The sequence below is a fragment of the Gammaproteobacteria bacterium genome, assembly GCA_032250735.1.
Classification (GTDB): domain Bacteria; phylum Pseudomonadota; class Gammaproteobacteria; order SZUA-152; family SZUA-152; genus SZUA-152.
This window is the reverse complement of the sequence record JAVVEP010000038.1, coordinates 1-24,248: the sequence shown is the minus strand read 5'-3', so window position 1 is coordinate 24,248 and position 24,248 is coordinate 1. Positions and strand designations below refer to the sequence as shown.

Here is a 24,248-nt window from a genome sequence, read left to right as displayed (position 1 = left end):
GGAAATACACCCACATTTCTTTTTCCGCCATTTCGGGTGTTTTACAGCTGAGCGTCTCCATGCCTAAGGTCGTTTTGATATTGCGAAAGTCCACTTCCACATGCCAGCATGTAGCATGTATAGGGTCAGGTCTTGCCCCGTGCTTTTTTAAGGCGAAGAAAGAATAGGGTCCGGTCTTGTAATCCAGCTCGGTAGGTTGGGGTGAAGAATGAACGCCAACGATGAAACCACCATGCTTTGTTGGGGCTCGCAAGATCACCCCAACCTACGGGCTTTAAGTTACGGATTCGAGTGAATGTTAACGATTGAATTCATCAGGAGGCTTGTTCTTTTCCGACAATCGGGTTCAGCATTTTACTAGGGAGCATGAGGGCTAGCAGGTTTTCTGAAACCACGCGGGCGTATCCAGAACCAGCTTGCTACGGTCAACGCTCCGACGATTAAATAAGCAACGACAAAGAGCCATGGCGATGCCTGGTAGTACAAAATATTCTCCAGCCAGTGTGCTATGAAAGAACCGGTATAGGTAGTTTCGCCGGCCCGCGAGCGTAGTGCCATTTCAATGGTAGTGAGTGGACAGACAGCGCCAAACCACGATTGAACGATGACCACGCCAATGATGGCAAGATGGATTAAGCGAAACCAGGGATTGCGAATCCAGGACCATGCGCGTGCCTTGCCAATGAATATCAGTGATAAACCAATCACAACAAAGGCAACAAGCAGTACGTGGAACAGTAAGATAATATCGGCCGCTAGCAGGAAGGCTGTCGATGAATCCATTTTGCACCTACACCTAATAGTTAATGTGCCTGAATATGGGGATATTTCCCTGCCGCGGAATGCGGTGTCTATTCTTTCGTTGCCACTGAAGTGGCCCCTGCCCTTGCTGAATACTCAGTCAGACACTCACATTAATCAATGGTATGGCCTTGCGGTTCTCGATGAGTCGGTAGCAGAACCGCCGCGGACCGTGTGAGATAGTGAATGCGGAATTACCCAGAAATGGGGTAAAATTCGGCGTTTGGCGCGAATCACAAAAGAACTGCACAACATGTCGACACAAACAGCGAAGAAAGCAGCGAAAAAGACGGACGTCTCCACCTTTCAGGGCCTGATCCTCGCCCTGCAACAATACTGGGGCGAACAGGGCTGCGTGATCCTGCAACCGCTGGATATGGAGGTGGGCGCCGGCACCTTTCACCCCGCCACCTTCCTGCGCGCCATCGGCCCCGAGCCGTGGAGTGCCGCCTATGTGCAGCCCTCGCGCCGCCCAACCGACGGGCGCTACGGCGAGAACCCCAATCGCCTGCAGCACTATTACCAGTTTCAGGTGGTGATCAAGCCCTCGCCGCTGGATATCCAGGAGCTGTACCTGGGTTCGCTGAAGATGCTGGGCATCGATCCGCTGGAGCACGACATCCGCTTCGTGGAAGACAACTGGGAATCCCCGACCCTGGGCGCCTGGGGGCTGGGCTGGGAGGTGTGGCTGAACGGCATGGAGGTCACCCAGTTTACCTATTTTCAGCAGGTCGGCGGCCTGGAGTGCAAGCCGGTGAGCGGCGAGATTACCTACGGCCTGGAGCGCATCGCCATGTACCTGCAGGGCGTGCAGAGTGTGTACGACCTGACCTGGACGGATGGACCGCTGGGCAGGATTACCTACGGCGATGTGTTCCATCAGAACGAGGTGGAACAGTCCACCTACAATTTCGAGCACGCCAATACCGAGGCCCTGTTTCAGGCCTTCGACACCTGCGAGAGCGAATCGGAAAAGCTCATCGCCGCCGGCCTGCCCCTGCCCGCCTACGAGCAGGTGCTGAAGGCCTCGCACAGTTTCAATCTGCTGGATGCGCGTCACGCCATCTCGGTGACCGAGCGCCAGCGCTATATCCTGCGTGTGCGGACCCTGTCTCGCGCCGTGGCCCAGGCCTATTTTGACGCGCGGGAAAAACTTGGTTTCCCGATGTGTTCCTCCGTTACCAGTGCTTCCGGAAAGAAGGGAGGTGCGGCATGAGTACGCGCGACCTGCTGATCGAGATCGGCACCGAAGAGCTGCCGCCCAAGGCGCTGAAGACATTATCCGAGGCCTTTGGGAAAGGCATCGTCGAGGGCCTGAAGGCGGCCGATCTTGCCCATGGCAAGGTGGCGTTGTTTGCCAGTCCGCGTCGACTGGCGGTGCTGGTGTCGGATCTCATCGCCAATCAGGCGGACAAGACGGTGGAAAAACGCGGCCCGGCACTGACGGCGGCCTTCGACGAGGAAGGCAATCCGTCCAAAGCGGCCCAGGGTTTTGCCAGTTCCTGCGGCCTGAATGCGGTGGAAGAACTCGACCGCATGGAAACCGACAAGGGCGCGTGGCTGGTGTATCGCGCCGAGCAGCCGGGGCAGACCACGGCCGCGCTGGTGCCGGAGATTGTCTCCACCGCGCTGGATAAGCTGCCGATTCCCCGGCGCATGCGCTGGGGCGATCTCGACGCGGAGTTTGTGCGCCCGGTTCACTGGCTGGTGTTGCTGTTTGGTGACGAAGTGATCGACGCCGAAATTCTTTCGGTGAAATCCGGGCGCGAGACCCGCGGCCATCGTTTCCACCATCCCGAGCCGATGTACATCGCCGAGCCCGCCGGTTACGCACCGTTGCTGGAAACCGAAGGCCATGTGATCGCCGATTTTGCGACCCGCCGCGAAGCGGTGCGCGCCCAGGTGCTGGAGGCCGGCAAGCGGCTCGGTGGTCGCGCGGTGATCGATGAGGCCCTGCTGGATGAGGTTTCCTCCATGGTGGAATGGCCCAAGGCCATCGCCGGTAATTTTGAGCAACGTTACCTCGCGGTGCCTGCCGAGGCGCTGATCCTCACCATGAAGTCCAATCAGAAATATTTCCACGTGATTGATGCTAACGGGAAGTTGATGCCGCATTTCATTACCGTGGCCAACATCGACAGCAGCAATCCCGACGTGGTGCGGGCCGGTAACGAACGCGTGGTGCGTCCGCGGCTGGCCGATGCCGAATTTTTCTGGACCCAGGATCGCAAGCACAAACTCGAAAAACACATCGAGCGTCTGAAGACCATCCTGTTCCAGAAAGAGCTGGGTACCCTGCACGACAAAACCGGGCGGGTGGTGCAACTGGCGGGCGGTATCGCCACCGAGATGTCGGCCAATAAGGAGTGGGCCGAACGCGCCGCCTGGCTGGCCAAATGCGATCTGCTGAGCGAGATGGTGCTCGAGTTCCCCGAGCTGCAGGGCATCATGGGTCGCTACTACGCGTTACTCGACGGCGAGGCCGAGGAGGTCGCGCTGGCGCAGGACGAACAGTACATGCCGCGCTTTGCCGGCGACGAACTGCCGGCCACGGCCACCGGTCAGGCGCTGGCGATCGCCGACAAGCTGGACACCCTGGTCGGCATGTTTGCCATCGGTCAGCCGCCCACCGGCAGCAAGGACCCGTTCGCCCTGCGCCGCTCCGCTCTCGGCCTGTTGCGCATCATCATCGAGCAGCAGTTGCCGCTGGATCTGCGCAAGCTGGTACAGCAGGCCACGGCGGCCCTGGGCGACCGGGTGACGGCGAAAGACGTGGTCAACCAGGTATTCGATTTTATGATGGACCGGCTGCGCGCCTATTACCGGGACAGCGGCGTGGCGCCGGAGGTGTTCGAGTCGGTGCTCGCGCAGCAGCCCAGTCAGCCGTTCGATTTTGATCGCCGGGTGCGGGCGGTGATGCATTTCCAGTCACTGCCGGAGGCCGACAGCCTGGCCGCGGCCAACAAACGTATTTCCAACATCCTGCGTCAGGCTGATGAGAAGGGCATTATCGTGCCTGATGCGGTGGAAACCGCCAGACTGACAGAACCGGCGGAACAGGCGCTGGCCGAGCAAATCGGCGCGATGGAAAAAACCGTCACGCCGCTGTTTGACCGGCGTGACTATGAGCCCGCCCTGACTCAGCTGGCCGGTCTGCGTGAAACCGTGGATACGTTTTTTGATGAGGTGATGGTGATGGTGGACGATACCGCACTGCGCGACAATCGCCTCGCCCTGCTCGCCCGGCTGCGCAATCTGTTTCTGCGGGTGGCCGACCTGTCCCGCCTGCAGGGTTAACCGTTTCAGATTAAGGAGAGAGAAGATGCCCAGCCCGGATTCTTACCAGGCCATGCTCGCCGCGGTGCAGGCCTTTCACGACAAGCACGATTTCAAGAACCGGGGCGGTGAGGAGATGACCTACCGCATGGCCCTGATGGCCGAGGAGCTGGGCGAGATCGGCGCCTGCATCACCAAGGGCAAGTCAAAAGAGCAGCTGGCGGAGGAGACCGCCGACCTGTTTATCCTGCTCATCGGCACCGCCATCGCCGGGGACTTCGACCTCAATGCGGCCTTCTGGAAGAAGATGGACAAGATCATGCAGCGTGAATCGCGGCTGGTAAACGGCCGGGTGCGGGTCTCGGAATTCCGGGACTGAGAGCCTGTGGAAAAGCGACGGGCGGTGATGTTTCACCGGCACTGAGCGTCGCCCGGCTAATATCCACCTTGACAGTATGGGAATAGCGACTACACTTTAAGGGCGTATTGTGCGCAGACTGGCAAGGAGGTTGACGATGGAAATGGCGATCGTGATGTTTATCGTGTTGTTCGGATTTGCTTTCCTGTGTATGGCCGAGTCATAACGCGATACCCGACAGAGCGTTCTGTAACTGCCGGGGCCACCATCGTGGCCCCGGCTTTTTTATGCCCGTGACTTTTGCACAGTGACGTTATGTGGGTGAAAAGCAGCACCATTCATCCCCTCGATGGGCTGCCCTGGCCTCGCCCCTGCCCCGCTTTCTGCTAGAATGCAGCCCCTTTATGCAGCATGTTGAGCCCCTATGTCCCCGCACCGGCTGGTGATTCTCGATCGCGATGGCGTGATCAATCAGGATTCTGACGATTTCATTAAATCGGTGGACGAGTTCGTGCCGATCCCGGGGAGCCTGGAGGCCATCGCGCGCCTCAACCGGGCCGGCTACCGCGTGGTGGTCGCGACCAATCAGTCCGGGCTGGCGCGGGGCCTGCTGGATCGGGCCGCGCTGGACGCCATCCATGAAAGCCTGCGCCAACGCCTGGCCGCCGTCGGTGGCCATCTCGACGGGATCTTCTTCTGCCCGCACGGTCCGGCGGACGGCTGCGACTGCCGCAAGCCGCGGCCGGGGCTGATGCACCAGATCGCGGCGGCCTTCGCCACCGAGCTGACGGGGGTGCCGGTGATCGGTGATTCGGTGCGCGACCTGCAAAGCGCATTGGCGGTCGGCGCAAGGCCGATCCTGGTGCGCACCGGCAAGGGTGAGCGCAGCCTGGCCAGCCTGGGCGAGGCGTCGGTGGATGAGCGTCTGCGGGCGGTGCCGGTGTATCGGGATTTGGCCGAGGCGGTTGACGCCCTGCTGACCGCCGAAGGCAGGCCGCAAGATAATGAAGAGGACAATCGCTAGATGCAGTTTTTGGGTGCGGTGATATTTAGTCTGGGTATGGTGCTGTCCACCGTTCTGATCGGCCTCATCCTGCCGGCCACGGTGTTGTTCCCGTTTCGGGTGAGGACCGCCGTGGCGCGCGCCTATGCCGGGTTCATCATCCATTCGCTGAGAGTGCTGTGCGGGGTAAAGTTTCAGGTCCGCGGTCGGGAACACATCCCCGAGGGCGCCGCCATCCTGTTTTCGAAACACCAGTCGACCTGGGAGACCTATGCCCTGCAGCTGATATTTCCGCCCCAGGTCTGGGTGTTCAAACGCGAGCTGCTGTGGGTGCCCTTTTTTGGCTGGGGCCTCCTCGCCCTGAAGTCGATCTCCATTGACCGCAGCTCGGGCCGCAAGGCCGTCAAACAGATCGTCGAACAGGGCCGGCAACGGCTGGACGCCGGAATCTGGGTGACGATCTTCCCCGAGGGCACCCGGGTCGCCCCCGGCCAGCACAAACGCTGGGGGATCGGCGGCGCGATACTGGCGGAACAAACGGGCTATCCCATTGTGCCGGTGGCGCATAACGCCGGTGAACTGTGGCCCAAGGGCGCCTTCATCAAGCGCCCCGGCACCATTCAGGTCGTCATCGGCCAGCCGGTGCAGACCAGGGGCCGCAAGGCCGCCGAAATCAATGCCGAGGTCGAGGCCTGGATGGAGGCCGCGATGCAGGAAATCAGCGGCCAGGCCGCGGCCACCGGCAAGGCAGCGGATCAGTAGCGCAACGCGATCCCCAACCCCGCAACAATCCGATCGCATTTGCATTTAGCGCAGCGGTCACAGAAAAAAATCTGTTTAACGCACCCCCTCATGCGGCCGTAGCTCAGCTGGATAGTACCGCCCTCAGAAGCGAGGCTGATCCAAAAAGCTTTGAAGCGCCATTTACCGGCAGTCCAGGGTGGTACAAAACAGCTAGATAATATTCTTAATAATCAGGCTGATAGCGTGCTAGACGAATTGAGAAAACATTTGTGGGAAGTGAGTTAAGACCCAGAAAATACAAAGCATATGGATACTTAGTTAAAATAAAGCCCTCTTTTATTTTAACTTAGCCAGTAAAATATAATAAGATGCCCTCTTATTTTATTATCAAAAGACTCAGTTTGGGGGTACGAATGAATCGGGGGCTTACGGGGCACTATACACCAGCAATTGCAGGCGGCATCGCTTGTGAGGCCTTTGTGCCTGCGCCATTACCCCCGAATCCGCCACTGGCAATCGACAATAAACTCCAGGGGAGAATCAACCAGGCCATGCTGGCACTGGGTCGATTGGATGCAATAAGCACCCTATTACCAGATGCCCATCTGTTCCTATACAGCTATGTCCGCAAAGAAGCCGTTATGTCATCCCAAATCGAGGGTACTCAGTCCTCTTTGAGCGACCTAATGCTGTATGAAATGGAAGGCATGCCCGGCGTACCCATGGACGATGTTCAGGAAGTCTCTTGTTATGTCAGCGCTCTAAATTTGGGCTTACAGCGTATCCGTGAAGATCATCCAATAAGCTATCGATTGCTCACCGAAGTACATCAAGCATTAATGACCTCCGGCCGCGGTATGAATCGAAGCCCTGGTGAGTTTCGTAAAAGTCAGGTTTGGATTGGCGGCCATAGGCCGGATGAAGCGACCTTTGTGCCAACACCCGCCAATGAATTAGCCAATTGCTGGGCGGAGCTGGAGCGTTTCATCAACGATATGCCCGAGGCCACAGACCCGCTTCTTAAAGCAGCGCTAACCCACGTGCAGTTTGAAACCATTCATCCGTTTATGGACGGCAATGGCCGAATCGGTCGCCTGCTCATTCCCTTGATCCTGGTGCAAGCCGAGGTAATCCATGAGCCCTTGCTTTACCTGTCCGTATTCTTCAAAAAACACCGGCAGGTCTATTACGAACGTCTGAACCAAGTACGTCTTACCGGCGACTGGGAGGCCTGGGTTTTATTTTTTGTAGATGCAGTGACAGCAACGGCCAATCAAGCAGTAGACACAGCACAGCAATTGAATGCTCTTAGACAACAAGATAAAGCGCGTTTAGTAGACATAGGGCGGCTGGCCGGTTCTGCCAGCCAGATTATCGATGCATTGTTCGAACAACCTGTTGCGAGTGTGAATAAGCTAATCGAGCTCACCGGCCTAACCGCTGCCACCGTAGGTAAAGCACTCAATGCATTAGAAGCACAGCTAGGAATTGTGAAAGAAATGACCGGCCAAAAGCGCAACCGCATATTCGCCTATACGGCCTATATCCATATTTTAAATCAAGACACATCAATGAGACACATTCCGTCTCTAGATTGAAAAATTAGGCCACAACGGGTTATGTGCCCAATGGAGGCTAACAATCAAAATTCAACTTAAAACCGCTGGCCTTAGAATCTCATTTTAAAAATTGGGCACAGAATGGGCACAGAATGGGCACAGGCCAAAATGGGTACAAAATTCACTATTTTAGCTAGCACTCATTTTAAAAATGAGCGTTGGCCAACAATATGATGGCTGTGCCATGTTTGTGCCAAAGATATTTAACTGTGAATGAAAACGGTAAGACTCATATCTTATTGATTTTATGGGAGAAATGGTGCGCCCGGCGCGATTCGAACGCGCGACCCCTGCCTTCGGAGGGCAGTACTCTATCCAGCTGAGCTACGGGCGCAGGGGGCGTAGTTTACCAGATTTTGACCATAAGCCTCATCGTCTTTTTTGTCATGACTGTAAGCCTCCAATGGCGGGGGTCGCGCGTTCGAATCGCGCCGGGCGCACCACTCCTACTGCTTCAACACGCCTCCGTAGCCTACGGCTCATCCGTATCCTCAGTTCCTCCAAATCCTGACCGGCCCTTATACCCTCGCTGGCAAGGCGGCGATCAACCTGCCTGCGAGTGACCGATACCCAATCCACGCCAGCTGTAAGCGCGAGGCTTGGTGGAAGATACCCTGACAATTTCAGGTACTATTGAAGAAAAGACCGAAACTGTCGCTATTCAGGCTGATGTGGGGTCCCCATTACCGTTCTACCGATAAATAGGGGCCGTGATGGGCAAAAAGTGCGATCCATACCGAGAGAGAACCGATGGCGGCGTCCAACGAATCTGACGTGAAAAACAGGCCGGCTGTACCGCAGATGGCGTTCGGGCAGCCCGCGGATAGCGATGATGTGCGATCCGCTGAAGAAGGCCTGATGGATGAGAACCTCGTCTATGTGGTGCAGGGCGATGGGCCTGTCGGCGAGGGTCTGGTGGAGGATCTGCAGCAGGCCGGATATTGCATACAGCAGTTTGCCGAACTGGGTGCGTTTGAGGCGGCGTTTGAAACGCAGCCGCCGGTCGCCATCATCATGGATGAGGTGTTTAAGGCGGGCGAATCGGCGGGTGAGGAAGCTCTCGCCAGACTAAAGGCGATACAGACGGCCTTTCCGCCGGTGATATGCCTATCGCGAGGTGATGACATCGAAGTCCGGCTGGCGGCAGCGCGTGCCGGGGCGCTACGCTATTTCAGAAAGCCGCTGGATACGCAGAAACTCATCCAGAGCCTGGACGGCTTAACGGCACGGACCGCCAGAATCCCCTATCGGGTTTTGCTGATCGATGACGATGAGGTTCTGCTGGAAGACTACGCAACGGCTCTGCGCGATGCCGGCATGGATGTCTATACCCTGTGCCGATCGCTTGAGACGCTGGAGGTGCTGGCCCGGTTTAAACCGGACGTGGTGCTGCTGGATGTCGATATGCCGGACTGTTCAGGGCCGGAACTGGCGCAGGTGATTCGCCAGGACGAGGCCTACGCCATGCTGACCATCCTGTTTTTATCCACCGAGACGCAGATCAGTCACCAGCTGACGGCGCTCAATCTGGGTGGCGATGGTTTCCTGGTAAGGCCCATCGCGTTGCCGTATCTGGTGGAGGCGGTCACCGTCAGGGCCAAACGCGCCCGCTGGAAGAACCGGATCCATAGCGCGCTGGAAAGCGCCTTGCGCGAAAACCGCTTTCAGCTGACCACCATGGATGAGCATGACATTGTGAGCGCGGCGGACATCCGGGGAAACATTACCAGCGTCAATGACCGGTTTTGCAGGATCAGCGGCTACCGCCGGGAGGAATTGCTGGGGCAGAATCATCGCCTGCTCAAGTCCGACGTGCACAGCCGTGAATTTTATCAGGACCTGTGGGCTACCATCGCCAGCGGCAAGGTGTGGCGTGGCACCATCTGCAATCTCACCAAGCAGGGTGAAGAGTACTGGGTGGAGTCCACCATCGTCCCCTTTCTGGATGACCGGGGAAGGCCGTATAAATATGTGTCGGCGCGGACCGACGTCACCGCCGTGCGGCAGAGCGAGGAACGGCTCAAGCGCAGCCAGACCTTTGCCAACATCGGCACCTGGGACTGGAATATCAAAACCGGTGCACTGTACTGGTCGGAGCGTATCGGCCCCCTGTTTGGTTATGCCGAGAACGTACCCGAAACCCGCTATGAGAATTTCGTCAGTTTCCTGCACCCCGATGACCGGGACCAGGTCCTGGAGGCGATCGAAAACTGCATAGAAAACGGTATCGAATACAATATTGAGCATCGTGTGGTATGGCCGGATGGCAGCGTGCACTGGCTATCGGAGCAGGGTAATGTGGCGCGCAGCGGCGATGGCGAACCCCTGCACATGCTCGGTGTGGTGCAGGATATCGACACCCGTAAACAGGCGGAGAGGGCCCTGCTGGAAAGCCGGCAGCGACTCAGCGAGGCGCAGGCCCTGGCGCGGATCGGCAACTGGCAGGCGGATCTGCGCACGGGTGAGCTGACCTGGTCGGATGAGATCTATCGCATTTTCGGTTACGCGCCAGGGAGCTTCGAACCCAGCGTAGCGGCCTTTCATGGCGCCGTGCACCCGGACGATCGGGCGCGGGTGCGGGACAGCGAAAGGCAGGCCGAAAAAACGGGTCGCCATGATGTGGTGCATCGCATCGTGCGGCCGGATGGTGTCGTGCGCTATGTGCATGAGCTGGGCGATTCGGAGCTCGATGGACAGGGGACGCTGATCCGGCTGACCGGTACGGTGCAGGATGTTACCGAACGGGAGGAGGCGGAACAGAAACTGCTGACACTGAAAGAAGAGGCCGAAAATGCCAATCGCGCCAAGTCACAATTTTTGTCCAGCATGAGCCATGAACTGCGCACGCCGATGAATGCCATCATGGGTTTTAGTCAGCTGTTGAAGATGGAAACCGATCCGGCATTGACCGAATCGCAAGAAGAAAATGTCGACGAGATCGTCAAGGCGGGAAGCCACCTGCTGGAGCTGATTAACGAGGTGCTGGACCTCGCCAGGATCGAGGCGGGGCGCATTGACCTGTTTATGGAGACGGTCGCCCTCGGTGAGGTGATTGCCGAATCCCTGCAACTGATTAAACCGCTGGCGGATCGCCGCGGCATAACGATTTCTATCACCAGGGAAGGTGAAGAGATCTCGCCCGAAAAGATATGGCGGCAACACATTGCCGTGCGCAGTGATCGCACCCGACTCAAACAGGTGTTGCTCAACCTGCTGAGCAATGCGGTGAAATACAATCGTGAGCAGGGCCGGCTCACCATTGCCTGTGAACAGATGGATAATGGCAGTGGCGAGCCGCGCATCCGCATCAGCGTGGTCGATACCGGCGAGGGCATTTCACTGGAGCAGCAGACGAAACTGTTCACGGCCTTTAACCGGCTGGGCAAGGATCAGCAGAATGTGGAGGGGACAGGCATCGGCCTGGTGATCACCAAAAATATCGTTGAACGCATGGGTGGGCAGATCGGCATGCAAAGCCGGCCCGGCGAGGGCAGCACCTTCTGGATTGAGCTGCCGGGCGACAACCTGCTGCCTGCGCAAAAGGCGCTGATTGATAGTGCAGAAAACATAACATCACCCGCTGTGCTGGATGGTTCGCACAAATATACCGTGCTGTATGTCGAGGACAATCCGGCCAATCTGCGACTGGTGGGCCAGGTGTTTGCAAACCTGAACCACATTCATATGTGGAGTGCGCATGAGCCAATGCTGGGGCTGGCCCTGGCGGCGGAACACAGGCCGGATCTTATCCTGCTGGACATCAACCTGCCGGGGATGGACGGTTTTGAGGTGCTCAGGCACTTGCGTCAGCGTGAGGAAACCAGCGACACGCCGGTCATTGCAGTGAGCGCCAATGCGATGGAAAGAGATATTGAAAAGGGCATGGCGGCGGGATTCGATGACTATATCACCAAGCCGATCAATGTCGAGGCGCTGATACGGACGATTAACAGCAGGCTGTCCTGCGCGTGAACAGAACGGGATCAGCAGCACGATTTTGTGTGGCGTCGTAAAGTGAAGATGAACAATCGATTGTAAATTTCAGGACTGGCCGTTGTGGCTGCGTAACGCGATACGTACACATGGCGGAGCCAAGAGGAAGAGAGAATGGTTGAAATCAGTGATGCACTAAATACCGATCCGAAACAGGCCCGCATCCTGATCGTGGATGATGAGCCGGTGAATGTCAGGTTGCTGGAAAAAATACTGAAGACAACCCGCTATAACAACGTGATGAGTACCCAGAACCCGACCCAGGTGCTGGGCCTGCAGCAGCAGCATAACTTCGATCTGATCCTGCTGGATCTCGATATGCCGGAGCTGGACGGCTACGGGGTGATGGAGCAGCTGGTGGAGCGGGCGGGCGACAACCTGCCGGCGATTGTGGTGTTGACGGCGCAGCATATGCAAACCTTTCGTCAGCGTGCGCTGGATAACGGTGCAAGCGATTATGTGACGAAGCCCTTCGATGCCAATGAGCTATTGTCGCGCGTGCGTAACCTGCTGGAGACGAGGATGGCGCAAAAATTCATGCGTCACCAGAATGAGATACTGGAGCAGAAGGTACAGGCCCGCACCCAGGTAATTCATGATACCCGCCTGCAGGTGGTGCGCCGCCTGAGCCGGGCGGCGGAATATCGTGACGAGGAGACCGGGCTGCACATTATTCGCATGAGCAAGATGGCCGTGGTGATCGGCAAGGCCGCCGGGATGACGGATGAGCAGTGTGACCTGCTGTTAAACGCGGCGCCCATGCATGATGTGGGCAAGATCGGCATCCCGGACAAGATCCTCCTCAAGCCCGGCAAGTTTGAACCGGAGGAATGGGCGATCATGCAGACCCACTCCCAGATCGGCGCAGACCTGCTGGCCGGCGACGAGTCGGATCTGATGGTGATGGCGCACGATATTGCCCTCACCCACCATGAAAAATGGAACGGCAAGGGCTATCCTAATGGCCTTGCCGGTGAGGATATCCCGTTGACCGGCCGGGTCACCGCATTGGCGGATGTGTTTGATGCCCTCACCTCGGTGCGTCCCTACAAGGAGGCCTGGCCGATAGAAAAGGCCATCGACCTTATCAAGCAAGAGCGTGGACAGCACTTTGACCCCTTTCTGGTGGATGTCTTTATGGAAAGGCTGCCGGAGATTATCGAGATCAAGGAAAAATATGCGGACCCGGATAGTGAATAATGATCAGCAACGAGGGTTGCGGATGGCCGGATGGCGGCGGCACCTATTCCCGCTGCTCATGTTGCTGGGTCTTGCGGGTAGCGCACAGGCCGCCTTCGATACCAGCCTGACGGATGCCCAGTTGCAGGGTGTCTTGCAGGGGCATTTTCCGCTGCGCGAGTATGCGGTGATTGCGCGCATCAACCTGCAGGCACCGAGGGTGATACTGGAAAAAGGCCGTCAGGAGATTATTTTACGCATCCCGGTGGAGGCCAATGTCATTGGCGACACCCTGCATCAGGGCCATGTGGTGGTCGCTGTGGGGCTGAATTACCAGCCGTCATCGGGCGGCCTCTATCTCGGTCAGCCGCGCGTGCAGCAGTTTTCCTTGCCCGGAGTGGATAGTAAGGTGGTGGCCGAGCTGCGCGAATATGTGGTGAATATCCTGCGAGGCGCGCTATCCCTGGTACAGATCTATACCGTCAGGGAGCAGGACCTGAACCACTCCCTGGCGAAGAGCGCGCTGAAGCAGTTTGCCCTGGAAGACGGTCGCCTGCGGCTGGAGTTTGGCTTCCAGTAAACCGCTTCCGGGGTTCGCCTCCCCTGCTTAATTTTTCATCCCGCCTTTTCAACCCACAATTCTCCATTCTCCATTCTTCATTCTTCAACGCCGCGTCGACAAGTGGCGTATGGGCCACGCGCCTTGAACTCACGCCGCGTCTTCCGCTAGGCTGCGTTAACCCAATCAATGGCCCGTCGTCGCGACGGGCGTAGGACGATTATCCCCTATGTGTGGCATCAGTCTCATCTATCACCGCGATGGCCGCCCGGCGTCGGCCGCGATGATGCGGCGCATGGTCAAGGCCATCGCCCATCGTGGCCCCGATGCCCTGAACCAGGTGGAGCGAGGCCCGGTTGCCCTGGGCCATGCCCGACTCAGCATTGTCGACAGGGCCGGTGGCGCGCAGCCCATGCTGAGTGATGATGGCCGGCTGGCCCTGGTGTTCAACGGCGAGATCTATAATTACCGGCAGCTGCGGGCCACGCTGGAAGACGAGGGTGTGGTGTTTCGGACCCGCTCGGACACCGAGGTGCTGTTGCGGCTGTTCGAGCGTGACGGCAGCGACTGTCTGCCCAGGCTGCGGGGCATGTTTGCCTTTGCGATACATGATCGGCTCAGCGGCGAGCTGGTGCTGGCGCGGGACCGGCTGGGCATTAAGCCCCTGTTCTATCACTGCAGCGGTGAGACCCTGTTGGCGGGCTCGGAGATCAAGGCCCTGTTTGCCAGCGGCCTGCTGACCGCGGAACTCGACCCTGCGGTGATTCGCGGCTATTTCCGCTACCAGTTCGCCATCAGCCCGCAGACCCCGTTTGTCGGTGTGCAGGAGCTCCCGCCCGGCCACATGCTGACGTTGCGCGCCGATGGCGAGCCGCTGCTGCGCCAGTACTGGGATCTGCAGTTTCCCGTTGACGGCGACTATGAAAGCCTCGATGAGGGCTTCTGGCTGGAGCGTTTTGGCGAGGCCCTGGATGACGCGGCCAGCAGTCACCTGATCGGTGAGGTGCCCATCGGCGCCTATCTGTCGGGCGGGGTGGATTCTGCCGCCACCACCTATCTGTTAAAGCGCCACCGTAAATCAGAGGACGGCAGCAACGACCGTGTGCAGTCCTATACGATTGCCTTTGCGGACGCCGCCAATGACGAGTCGGCCCTCGCCAGGGAGATCGCCGATCACCTGGGCGTGCCCAATGAAACCATCAATGTGGATGCGCAAACGGGCGATCAGCTGCTGGCGAGTCTGCGCCAGTGTATCTATCACCTGGAGCAGCCGCAGCGGCTGGCGGTGGACGTGCCGCATTTTATGTTGTCCGGGCTGGTGCAGGCGAATGGCCAGAAGGTGGTGTTTACCGGTGACGGCTCGGATGAAATCTTTGGCGGCTATGACTGCTTTCGCCAGGATGCCATGCGGGTCTGGGGCAACCAGCAGAAGAACAGCCGGCAGCGAAAACGTTTCTATCTAAACGAATACACCCGGGATTTCGCCAGCGCGCATGTGCGCTACCTGTTTGAACAACACAAGCCAAAACACCAGCGTGCGGTGCAGCGCCGGTTTGGCTGCTATCCCGCCTGGCATGATTTCTGGCACATCCTGGACGATGTGTCGGCGCCCCTGTTTACCGAGGCCCTGCAGGAGGCCAATGACGGGGCCATGCAGGGCGCGACCGAGGCGATGCGCCGATCCCTCCATGGCCTGCATCCCTTGAACCAGTCCCTGTATATCGAGACCAAGACCCGCCTGCCCGGCTGGATTCTGTGGAAGAGCGATCGCCTGAGCATGGCCCACGGCGTCGAGGCGCGCGTTCCCTTTGTGGACCACGCGCTGGTGGAGCTGACGGCGCGGATCCCGCCGGGGCTGAAGCTGAACGGTATGGATGAAAAATACCTGCTGCGCCGGCTGATGATGCCGCACCTGCCCCAACATCCCTCGCACTTCAAAAAGCGCGCCTTTTATACACCGATGCGCGAATGGTTTTTCACCCCCGAACGACAGCCGGCACTGGCCAGATACCTGTCGGCGCAGGCGCTGGAGAGCGTTGGCCTGTTTCGGCCAGCGGTGGTTGAGCATTATATGCAGGCGGTGAATGCCTATGGTCAGCCGCAGGACATGGACGAATACTATGCGGTGATGAAGATGGAATGGGTGCTGCTACTGGTGCTGAGCGTGCAGATGCTGCACGCCCTGTTCGTGCAGCGCGAGGCAGACTGTTTCGCGGATGTGGAGTAGGAGGAGGCGTAAAGGAGACGCCGTTGTTGGATCGATGCCGCACGCAAAAATTTTTGCGGCGGCGCGTTGGCATAACGAGAATCTTGTGTCTATACTTTCCGCTTATAGCCTTCTGGTGTGGCTGTCCTGGTGCACAGTGAGAAGTAGATGGACATACGTGTGTGAACGCATTCCCTCGCTAGACCCTCCTGATAACCGCTCTGACATTTTTACTCACCAGCCTGTGGCTATGGCAGTAATGGCTATGGCAGTAACGGCTAAGGGAAGCCGCCAAGGTAACCCTGCAAAATAAAATGTTGCTGAATGTTAGCCAGGCAGTACGACAGCGAATCAATAGGGTAATCACACAGTAGGGGGAGTTCAAGCAATGTCTGACGGTACCGTGAAGTGGTTCAACGATGCAAAGGGTTATGGCTTTATTGTCGCCAAGGACAGCGGCGAGGATGTATTCGTGCATCACAGCAATATTGAAGGCACGGGCTTCAAGACCCTGGCCGAGGGTCAGGACGTTACCTTTATTATCGAGCAGGGCGAAAAGGGTCTGTCCGCGACCAACGTGCAACCGAGCTGAGGCCCACGGTCGCCACTTGGGCGGCAGACAGCGACAGGTGCAGGTCGAGAGGCGCGTGCGGCGTTGAGGTGAATCAGCGCTGGCAGTGGGTGCAGTAATAGGTCGCCCGCTGGGCCTGCTGGATCATCTTTATGCGCGTCCCACACCGGGTACAGGGTTCTCCTGCCCGGCCGTATATTTGCAGTTGCTGTTGAAAATAGCCCGGCTTGCCCTCGCCGTTGGTAAAGTCCCGCAGGGTGGTGCCGCCCGCCGCGATGGCCGCCGTCAATACCGCCTTGATCGCTGCGACCAGCGCCTGATAGCGCGCCAGGCTGATGCGCCCGGCCGCCGTACCGGGCCGTATGCCCGCCTGAAACAGCGCCTCATTGGCGTAGATATTTCCCACCCCCACCACCACCTTGCTGTCCATGATGAAGGGCTTGATCGCGATCTTGCGCCCGCGTGAACGGCTGAACAGGTGCTCGGCATCGAAAGCCTCCGACAGCGGTTCGGGACCCAGCGCGCGGATCAGCCTGTGCAGAGCGGGTGGGCGGCGGGTCCACAATACCGCGCCAAACCGGCGCGGGTCGCGCAGCCGCAGGATGCAGTCGCGGCCGAAGACGATGTCCACATGATCGTGCTTTTCCACGGCATCGGCCTGCGTCGCAATGCGCAGACTGCCGGACATGCCGAGGTGGATGATCAGGGTGCCGGCGGCGGTGTGCAGGAGCAGGTATTTGCCGCGCCGACGGATCGCATCAATGCGCTGGCCTGGCAGTTGGCGGCGGAGGGCGGCGGGGATGGGCCAGCGCAATTGCGGCTGGCGGATGACCACCGTCTGCACGGTTTTCCCGCAGAGGTGGGGACTGATGCCGCGACAGGTGGTCTCAACCTCGGGTAACTCAGGCATCGGCGGGGCTGGGTAGCGACAGCAGGCGCTGTCCCGCCGCGCGCGGGAAATGATATTGCAGGCCGAGATCCTGGCGCTGCAGGATCAGTTCCTCGTCCGTCTGCCGCAGCCGAAACTCCAGTGTGGCCCGGGCGGTGGTGACCGTGATGCTGTCCGTGCCCAGGGCATCCACCGCCAGCACCTGGACGGCCGTGGCGCGGGCCTGCCGCCACTCGGCGAGTAGCTGTTGCAGGTGATCGGGGTTTGGTGTCGGCGTAGCGGCGGGGCCTTCCGCCAGCCAGTGGCCGTCACGCAGGATCAGGCGCAGTGCGGGTAGGGTCAGGGCGGTGATGGTGTCGGCCGCGTCGAGCAGGGCGGGACTGATAAAATCCGTGGCCGGGCCGCGCGTCAGATGGCTGTAGCGGTCGGTAAACAGGTGCACCGTATCGCCAATGCGCACATACCGGCTGCCGTCCAGCGGCGCGGTGCCACCCAGCTCGAAGCGGGTATCGTCAAAGCGGATGGTCAGCGCCGGCGACGCCAGCTGTAGCTGATCGGCGTCGATCTCCGTGAAGGGGTAGCGGGCCTGACTCTTTGCCATGGGCAGCTGCAACAGCTGGTCGATGCGTTGCTGATTGGCCGGAGCCGCATAGGGGCTGCGCATCTGCCACTGTCCCGCGACCCTCTGCAGGTCGATGTCGGCCTGGCCCGGCGCGTGCAGACGGATCTGCTGGATCGCCTCGGGCGCCAGTGAGGTGAGTCGGCTGGCGGTGGGCGTCGGCTGTTTGCCCGGCTCGATGACGGCCAGGGCAATGAGCCCGGCCAGCGCCAGGGCCAGCGCCAGGTTGAGCAGGGTCCGGGAGGTCAGCATGACAGGCACCTAGCGCTTGCGACGCTGCCACCAGATCATGAAGCCGGTCCCGCCGAGCAGCAGGGGCAGCACCAGCAGAAAGCCGAAACCGATGATGCCCTGCGCAAGGGGTGACAGGTCGAGCTGGCGATCCGTGGTGAGCCGGGCGGGAATGTGGATGAGCTTATCGTCCTGCGCCAGCCAGTTGACGATATTCATGCCCAGGGACAGATTGGCGCCGTTACCGAGATAGGCATTGGCCAGAAAGTCACCGTCACCGATCACCACCACCCGCTGCTGGGTCTCGGCGGCGTCCGTGTCCGCTTCAGTAGACAGGTTCCGGCTCAGCGCCACCCCCAGGGTGAGGGGGCCGGCGATGTCGGCGTCGGCATCGAACTGCAGGCTGCCTGATAGCGGCCCGGTTTCCGCCCAGCTGCGCGCCTCGGTCATCAGCAGGCGCTGTCCCTCCCACGGGGGGCGGGGCTCAAGGAGCAGGCCATGGGCCTGGGGGAACAGGGTCAGGGTATCGATATTCTGGCTGATGAGGTGCTGGGGATAATCCGCCACCAGCGCAAAGCGGGGATCACTGACGCCGAGAATCTGCGTAGTCGGGTCGACCACCATGCCCGGCTGGAAGTTGATCCCTAGCTGGGTGGCCAGGGGCATCAGGCCATGCTGGGGGGGATGGCCCGGCTGCGGCTCGGCGGGATCGCTCAGCCACAGCAGGTTGCCGCCCTCATCGAGGTAGCGCTGGATCAGCGCCACCTCCCCCGGCAGCAGGTTGAGCTGCGGGCTGGCCAGCACCAGCACCCGGGTGTTGTCGGGCAGCTGGGGGTTCTGCACCAGATTGTGGGTCTGGATCCGGAAACCCTTGCTGGTCAGTTGTTGCGACCATTGGCCGAGGTCGTGATTGGCGACCCCCTGTGGCTTGCGCTCGCCGTGGCCCTCGATGAACACCAGCCAGCGCTCACCGCTGCGCGCCAGACGTTGCAGGCTGTTGGTGAGTGCCTGCTCGGACAGGGTCTGGAGATTTTCACTGCGGCCCTGGTAGTGCACCAGCAGTTCGCCGTTGAGGGTGATGCCCAGCGCGCGCACGGTATCGGGTTGCAGGTCGGGATTGACGAAACTCAGGGACAGGTCGGGCTTGTGGCGCTGATATTTCCTGACCAGCTCCGTCACCGCCTGGCGCACCGCCTGATCCTCCGTGGCATAACTGGTAATGGTGATGGGATCGCTGAGCTCGGCGAGTAAGGCGCTGCTGGCCGGCGACAGCGTATTGCGCCCGCTGGCGGTCCAGTCCGCCTCGAAACTGTACCGCGTGCTCAGCCAGGCCAGCAGCCCCACCACGCCCACAAACAGCAACAGGAAAATGATATTTTCCAGACGGTTGCGGCGTTGGGTTTTGCGGGTCACGAACATGGTCTTGGTGTTTCCGGTGCTGAGCCTGGAGTGAGGGTTAATGCTGCAAGCGGTCGGCATCAAGCCGGCGCACACTCAGCGCCAGACAGCTGCCGGTGAGTAACAGATAATAGATGATGTCGGTGCTGCTGAAGACCCCGCTTAACAGGGGCTGGTAATGGCTGAGCAGGGACAGATAGGCCAGCACCCCGCCACCGCCCAGGCCGGTGCTGCTGGCCAGATTGAGAATCCACAACAACAGCAGCACACCAAAGGTACCGATGGCCGCCACCGTGGGTTGCGTGGTGAGGGTAGAGATATACAGGCCGATGCTGCAAAAGCTGGCCAGCAACAGCACCAGCCCCAGCAGGCCCGAGGCCCACAGGCCGGGATCCAGCGAACCGCCGGCCAGCAGGCTGAGTGGCATGGCCGCGATCAGCGCCAGCAGGATCAGCAGAAAGCCGAACACGCCAAGAAATTTTCCGAGGATGATCTCGGTCATGGACACCGGCGCGCTGATCAGCAGGCTGAGGGTCTGGCTGCGGCGTTCCTCGCTGATCAGGCGCATGGTGAGCAAGGGGGTGATCAGTAACAGTACGGTAGCGGCTGTGCTGTACAGCGGGGTGACAATGATGTCGGTGATGCCGGGGCCTTCAACACTGCCGGCGAGCCGCGGCTGTATCTGTAAATAGACATCGATGTAGAGCAGGAAGAAGTAGGCGCAAAGCGCGCTGATCACGGCCAGGATCACCCAGGCCAGCGGTGACAGGAACAGGGAGCGCAATTCGCGCGCGGCGAGGGTAAGGATCATCACTGGGCCAGTGCCTTTTCGCCAGGGGTGGCGGCGTTGTTTTGCGAAAGGCCCTGCGCAAGGCCATGTGCAAGATCGTGCGGCTCGCTGGTGGTGATGTCGACGAAGATCTGCTCCAGCGACCGCCGCTGCGGGGTAAGCTCCAGCAGATCCCACTGCTGGCTAACGGCAAGTTGCGCGATCGCGGGTGCGGGGCTGGTGTCGGGCCGGTGGCGGATCAGCACGCCGCCGGCGCCTAGCGGTTCAACCGCATGCACGCCGGCAATGCCCAGCAACAGGCCGACATCCACCGGCCTGGCCGTGCGCAGTTGCAGGCTGGAGGTCTGCATGTGCTGGATCAGGCCGTCGATGCTGTCGCTCAAAACCAGCTTTCCCTGATTGATGATCTGCACGCGATCACAGGTCGCCTGTACCTCGGGCAGGATATGGGTGCTGAGGATCACGCTGTGTTCCTGGCTGAGATCGCGGATCAGTTGGCGGATCTCGCGGATCTGGATCGGATCAAGCCCCACCGTCGGTTCGTCCAGCACCACCACTGCCGGTGAATGGATAATGGCCTGGGCGATGCCGACACGCTGCTGATAGCCCTTGGAGAGATTGGCGATCAGGCGCTCGCCCACCTCGCGCAGACCGCAACGCTGCTTGGCCGAGTTGACGGCGTCGGCCTGTTGCGCACGCGGGATGCGGTTGAGGCGCGCGCAAAACTGCAGATATTCATTGACGCTGAGTTCGCGATACAGCGGCGGCTGTTCCGGCAGAAAACCGATATGCGCCTTGGCCTGCTTGGGGTGTTCGAGGATATCAATACCGTTGATGAGAATGCTGCCGTGGCTGGGGGCAAGATTGCCGGTGATCATGCGCATGGTGGTGGACTTGCCCGCGCCGTTGGGACCCAGAAAGCCCAGCACCTCGCCACGGCGCACCTCGAAGCTGATGTGGTCGACCGCCGCCGCCTGGGTCGCGTCGACGGAGCCGGCAGCGCCGAAGTAACGCGTCAGCTGTTCAACCTTGATGAGAATATCAGCTGTCATTTTATGGTTATTCTGTGTAGGGTCTATGGGCGATCGACATGAAATTCCTATGATATATTGGCAACCATAAAGTTCAACGGGGCGTTCCGCACCGGATGCCATTATTCCTTCACCAGGACCTCGATTATGTCTTTGACGTACTGCGAAAGATACCACTTCGATCGCAGCAGGATCGAAGCGCGCCTGCAGGGGTTACAGCTGGGCGAGGCCGACCATGCGCTGGCCAGGCGTTTGCAGCAAGAGGTCATCCGGCCGCAGGTCGGTGAGATTGTCGATCAATTTTATGCCTGGCTGGTGACATTGGAGGAGGCGCGCAGGATCCTGGTGGACGACGAGCTGATCGCCCGCCTGCGGGGCACGCAACGGCGCTATCTGTTAAGCCTGGGGGTGGATTTCGACCAGCCGGACTATTTCGAGACCCGGCTGCGCGTGGGTCAGGCCCATGTCTGGGTCGGCCTGAGCCTGAGCCTGTACCAGTGCGCCTACCGTTATATGGGCCAGTTGATCCTTGATCGCATCGACCTGCAGCGTGAGGATGCCCCGGCGCTGCTGCGGTTTGTGCACAAGATCATCGCCCTGGACATGGCGCTGGCCATCGAGACCTATCACCAGGCACAGGTGGAGTCGCTGGAGGAGGCCCTGGAGCATGCCCGTCGCCAGCACCTGCGTCTGCGCATCCAGGCCAGTACCGACGCGCTGACCGGGGTGGCCAACCATGAGGCCATTCTGGCCGAGCTGGAAGAGGGATTGCGCGAGTCCGCTGTTCAGTCCTCTCCCCCTTCCCCTCCCCATTCCTCCATGCCGAGGCTGGTGGTGGCGATGGTGGACATCGATTTTTTCAAGCAGGTGAATGATAGCCACGGCCATCTGGTGGGCGACAAGGTGCTGATTGAGGTCACCCGACGCATGCGCGCGGCGCTGCGTGATGTGGACAGCATCGGCCGTTACGGGGGCGAGGAATTTCTGGTGCTGATCAATGCCTCCAGCATGGCGGTTGCCCGCCGGGTGGCAGAGCGTATCCGCAGCCATGTGGCGGCCCAGCCCATCAACCTGCAGGGGCTGGAGATCCCCGTCACCCTGAGTCTGGGGCTGGCGGAGGGCCGGCCGGGCGAGGCCGCCGACGAGCTGGTCGCCCGTGCCGACCAGGCCCTGTACGCCGCCAAGACGGCGGGCCGCAACCAGGTCCAGCTGGCGGCCTCCTGAATCGCGGCGGCAATTATCCACCGTGACCGCAAGGCCACGGCGCGTTCACTACCTTCCTTCATATAGAAATATCCGCATGAAACATCGCGCCTGTTTGTGCGGGCGGGCCAGGCGAGGGCAATCAGACGTGTCGCAGCGGGGTGCGCCGGCCGGACTCGCGGAACCGCCGGTAGTCGTCGAGGATGAGGGCGTGATCAAAGGCCAGCGCTGTGGGCAGGTCGTGCAGGGCAAAGGCCTGCACCGTGGCGGCGTCGTCGGCGGCGCGTGGCTCGCCACGAGCCTCGGCGATATACACGGCGCTGACGGTGTGCTGGCGGGGGTCGCGCGCCGGATCGGAGTAACAGCCTAGCAGGGTGGTGAGTGTTACCGGCAGGCAGATCTCCTCGGCGGCCTCGCGCACGGCGGCCTGCTCCAGGGTCTCGCCCACATCCACAAACCCGCCCGGCAGCGCCCAGCCGGGCGGGGGATAGCGGCGCTCGATGAGCAGGATCGGGCGATCGGGCCGATCGCAGAGCTCGACAATGATATCGACGGTGAGGCGGGGGGTGACGGGGGCGTGCATGGGCTCTCAGCTGAGGGCGATGGCCGCCAGGCCCAGAAAGGCGAAGAAGCCGATTACATCGGTCACCGTGGTCAGCAGTACACCGCCGGCCAGGGCGGGGTCGATGCCCACCCGCTTGAGGGCCAGGGGGATGGTGGCGCCGGCCAGGGCGGCGACCACCAGGTTGATGAGGATGGCGGCGGCGATGATGGCGCCCAGCTGGATATCGTCGAACCAGGCGATGACGATGCTGGCGATGATCAGCGCCCAGAGCAGGCCGTTGAGCCCGCCGACCAGCAGCTCCTTGTTCAGCAGCCGGCGGGCATTGGCGCGGCTCACCTGGCCCAGCGCCATGCCCCGCACCACCAGGGTCAGGGTCTGGCTGCCGGCGATGCCGCCCATGCTGGCGACGATGGGCATGAGCACGGCCAGCGCCACCATCTTCTCGATGGTGGCGTCGAACTGGCCGATCACCCACGAGGCCAGCAGCGCGGTCAGCAGGTTGATCCCCAGCCAGACGGTGCGGCGGCGGGAGCTGGTGACCACCGGGGCGAACATGTCGTCCTCTTCGGAGAGGCCGGCCATGCTCATCAGCGAATGCTCGGCCTCGTCGCGAATCACGTCCACCACGTCATCGATGGTGATACGGCCCAGCAGCTGCCCGCCCTCGTTGACCACCGGCGCGGAGATCAGATCCCGTTTTTCAAACAGCCGGGCGACCTCACGCGCAGGCAGGGTGGCGATGATGGGCTCCTGATCCCGGCTCATCACCTCGGCCACGGTGGTGTCGGGGCTTTTGATCAGCAGGTCGGTGAGCGGCATCAGGCCCAGATACTGGTCGTCGCGATTGGTGACGATCAGCTGGTCGGTCATCTCCGGAATCTGGCCGATGCGGCGCAGGTAACGCAGCACCACGTCGAAGGTGATGTCCGCGCGCACGGTGATGGTGTCGGTGTTCATCAGGCCGCCGGCGGTATCCTCCGGGTAGGACATCACCGCCTGCAGGCGCTCGCGGTGCTGGGCATTCATCGACGCCAGCACCTGCTCGGTGACGGCGTCAGGGAAGTCGCTGAGGATGTCGGCGAGGTCGTCGGTCTCCAGACCCTCGGCCGCCGCCAGCAGCTCGCTGTTGTCCATGTCGCGGATCAGCCGTTCGCGGGCATCGTCATTGAGGTGCAGCAGCACATCGCCTTCCAGCTCGGGGCTGACCAGCTCC

Annotated in this window: 21 protein-coding genes and 1 tRNA gene; 12 read left to right on the top strand and 10 right to left on the bottom strand. The window is 60.3% G+C overall.

Annotated elements, in window-relative coordinates; translation table 11 throughout:
* A partial coding sequence (locus RRB22_14690; protein ID MDT8385653.1) for a hypothetical protein occupies nucleotides 1-253 on the bottom strand: 253 nt, incomplete at its 3' end.
* Between the two features lie 104 nt (nucleotides 254-357).
* The gene (locus tag RRB22_14685; GenBank protein MDT8385652.1) at nucleotides 358-783 is read right to left on the bottom strand and encodes a DUF2784 domain-containing protein; all 426 of its coding nucleotides are present in this window, start codon (nucleotides 781-783) and stop codon (nucleotides 358-360) included.
* A 271-nt stretch (nucleotides 784-1,054) separates the two neighbouring features.
* Here RRB22_14685 and glyQ point away from each other — a divergent pair, with 271 nt between their 5' ends.
* The 6 genes from glyQ (at nucleotide 1,055) to RRB22_14655 (ending at nucleotide 7,780) form a co-directional block, all read left to right on the top strand.
* The gene (gene glyQ / locus RRB22_14680) at nucleotides 1,055-2,017 is read left to right on the top strand and encodes a glycine--tRNA ligase subunit alpha (protein MDT8385651.1); all 963 of its coding nucleotides are present in this window, start codon (nucleotides 1,055-1,057) and stop codon (nucleotides 2,015-2,017) included.
* Nucleotides 2,014-4,098 (top strand): glycine--tRNA ligase subunit beta, encoded by a 2,085-nt coding sequence (gene glyS, locus RRB22_14675; protein ID MDT8385650.1) that lies wholly within the window; start codon nucleotides 2,014-2,016, stop codon nucleotides 4,096-4,098. The genes glyQ and glyS overlap by 4 nt, the downstream gene beginning before the upstream one ends.
* Before the next feature lie 25 nt (nucleotides 4,099-4,123).
* Nucleotides 4,124-4,456 carry a nucleoside triphosphate pyrophosphohydrolase family protein gene (locus tag RRB22_14670; GenBank protein MDT8385649.1) on the top strand — a complete coding sequence of 111 codons (333 nt, stop codon included), beginning with the start codon at nucleotides 4,124-4,126 and terminating at the stop codon, nucleotides 4,454-4,456.
* A 403-nt stretch (nucleotides 4,457-4,859) separates the two neighbouring features.
* Complete coding sequence (gmhB, locus tag RRB22_14665; GenBank protein ID MDT8385648.1) at nucleotides 4,860-5,459, top strand: D-glycero-beta-D-manno-heptose 1,7-bisphosphate 7-phosphatase; 600 nt, start codon at nucleotides 4,860-4,862, stop codon at nucleotides 5,457-5,459.
* Nucleotides 5,460-6,200 carry a lysophospholipid acyltransferase family protein gene (locus RRB22_14660; GenBank protein ID MDT8385647.1) on the top strand — a complete coding sequence of 247 codons (741 nt, stop codon included), beginning with the start codon at nucleotides 5,460-5,462 and terminating at the stop codon, nucleotides 6,198-6,200. It abuts the gene before it with no gap.
* Between the two features lie 395 nt (nucleotides 6,201-6,595).
* A complete protein-coding gene (locus RRB22_14655) occupies nucleotides 6,596-7,780 on the top strand; it encodes a Fic family protein (GenBank protein ID MDT8385646.1) in 1,185 nt (394 codons plus the stop codon).
* 278 nt (nucleotides 7,781-8,058) lie between these two features.
* Here RRB22_14655 and RRB22_14650 read toward each other — a convergent pair.
* Nucleotides 8,059-8,135: transfer RNA gene (locus tag RRB22_14650), tRNA-Arg, on the bottom strand.
* Nucleotides 8,136-8,575: 440 nt separating this feature from the next.
* On the opposite strand from RRB22_14650, the gene RRB22_14645 reads away from it, so the two are divergent.
* The 5 genes from RRB22_14645 (at nucleotide 8,576) to RRB22_14625 (ending at nucleotide 16,330) form a co-directional block, all read left to right on the top strand.
* Nucleotides 8,576-11,773, top strand: coding sequence for a response regulator (locus RRB22_14645; GenBank protein MDT8385645.1), 3,198 nt, complete (start codon nucleotides 8,576-8,578; stop codon nucleotides 11,771-11,773).
* A gap of 135 nt (nucleotides 11,774-11,908) precedes the next feature.
* The gene (locus RRB22_14640) at nucleotides 11,909-12,994 is read left to right on the top strand and encodes a response regulator (protein MDT8385644.1); all 1,086 of its coding nucleotides are present in this window, start codon (nucleotides 11,909-11,911) and stop codon (nucleotides 12,992-12,994) included.
* A gap of 22 nt (nucleotides 12,995-13,016) precedes the next feature.
* The gene (locus tag RRB22_14635) at nucleotides 13,017-13,553 is read left to right on the top strand and encodes a DUF1439 domain-containing protein (GenBank protein MDT8385643.1); all 537 of its coding nucleotides are present in this window, start codon (nucleotides 13,017-13,019) and stop codon (nucleotides 13,551-13,553) included.
* A gap of 208 nt (nucleotides 13,554-13,761) precedes the next feature.
* Entirely contained in the window at nucleotides 13,762-15,759 is a 1,998-nt protein-coding gene (gene asnB, locus RRB22_14630) for an asparagine synthase (glutamine-hydrolyzing) (GenBank protein MDT8385642.1), read from the top strand.
* 367 nt (nucleotides 15,760-16,126) lie between these two features.
* The gene (locus tag RRB22_14625; GenBank protein MDT8385641.1) at nucleotides 16,127-16,330 is read left to right on the top strand and encodes a cold-shock protein; all 204 of its coding nucleotides are present in this window, start codon (nucleotides 16,127-16,129) and stop codon (nucleotides 16,328-16,330) included.
* Nucleotides 16,331-16,403: 73 nt separating this feature from the next.
* On the opposite strand, the gene mutM is transcribed toward RRB22_14625, so the two are convergent.
* The 5 genes from mutM to RRB22_14600 are packed head-to-tail and all read right to left on the bottom strand — an operon-like array spanning nucleotide 16,404 to nucleotide 21,288.
* Complete coding sequence (gene mutM / locus RRB22_14620) at nucleotides 16,404-17,219, bottom strand: bifunctional DNA-formamidopyrimidine glycosylase/DNA-(apurinic or apyrimidinic site) lyase (GenBank protein MDT8385640.1); 816 nt, start codon at nucleotides 17,217-17,219, stop codon at nucleotides 16,404-16,406.
* On the bottom strand, nucleotides 17,212-18,069 hold the full coding sequence (locus RRB22_14615; GenBank protein MDT8385639.1) for a DUF4340 domain-containing protein: 858 nt from the start codon (nucleotides 18,067-18,069) through the stop codon (nucleotides 17,212-17,214). Before RRB22_14615 ends, mutM begins: the two co-directional genes overlap by 8 nt.
* 9 nt (nucleotides 18,070-18,078) lie before the next feature.
* Nucleotides 18,079-19,467, bottom strand: coding sequence for a GldG family protein (locus RRB22_14610; protein MDT8385638.1), 1,389 nt, complete (start codon nucleotides 19,465-19,467; stop codon nucleotides 18,079-18,081).
* Nucleotides 19,468-19,504: 37 nt separating this feature from the next.
* Nucleotides 19,505-20,260: an ABC transporter permease gene (locus RRB22_14605; protein MDT8385637.1), complete on the bottom strand. Its 756-nt coding sequence runs from the start codon at nucleotides 20,258-20,260 to the stop codon at nucleotides 19,505-19,507.
* Complete coding sequence (locus tag RRB22_14600; GenBank protein ID MDT8385636.1) at nucleotides 20,257-21,288, bottom strand: ATP-binding cassette domain-containing protein; 1,032 nt, start codon at nucleotides 21,286-21,288, stop codon at nucleotides 20,257-20,259. The genes RRB22_14605 and RRB22_14600 overlap by 4 nt, the downstream gene beginning before the upstream one ends.
* A gap of 126 nt (nucleotides 21,289-21,414) precedes the next feature.
* Here RRB22_14600 and RRB22_14595 point away from each other — a divergent pair, with 126 nt between their 5' ends.
* Nucleotides 21,415-22,491 carry a diguanylate cyclase gene (locus tag RRB22_14595; protein ID MDT8385635.1) on the top strand — a complete coding sequence of 359 codons (1,077 nt, stop codon included), beginning with the start codon at nucleotides 21,415-21,417 and terminating at the stop codon, nucleotides 22,489-22,491.
* A gap of 121 nt (nucleotides 22,492-22,612) precedes the next feature.
* Here RRB22_14595 and RRB22_14590 read toward each other — a convergent pair whose 3' ends face one another.
* Nucleotides 22,613-23,053 (bottom strand): NUDIX hydrolase, encoded by a 441-nt coding sequence (locus RRB22_14590; GenBank protein ID MDT8385634.1) that lies wholly within the window; start codon nucleotides 23,051-23,053, stop codon nucleotides 22,613-22,615.
* A gap of 6 nt (nucleotides 23,054-23,059) precedes the next feature.
* Nucleotides 23,060-24,248 (bottom strand): magnesium transporter (gene mgtE / locus RRB22_14585; GenBank protein MDT8385633.1); only part of this gene is annotated, 1,189 nt, incomplete at its 5' end.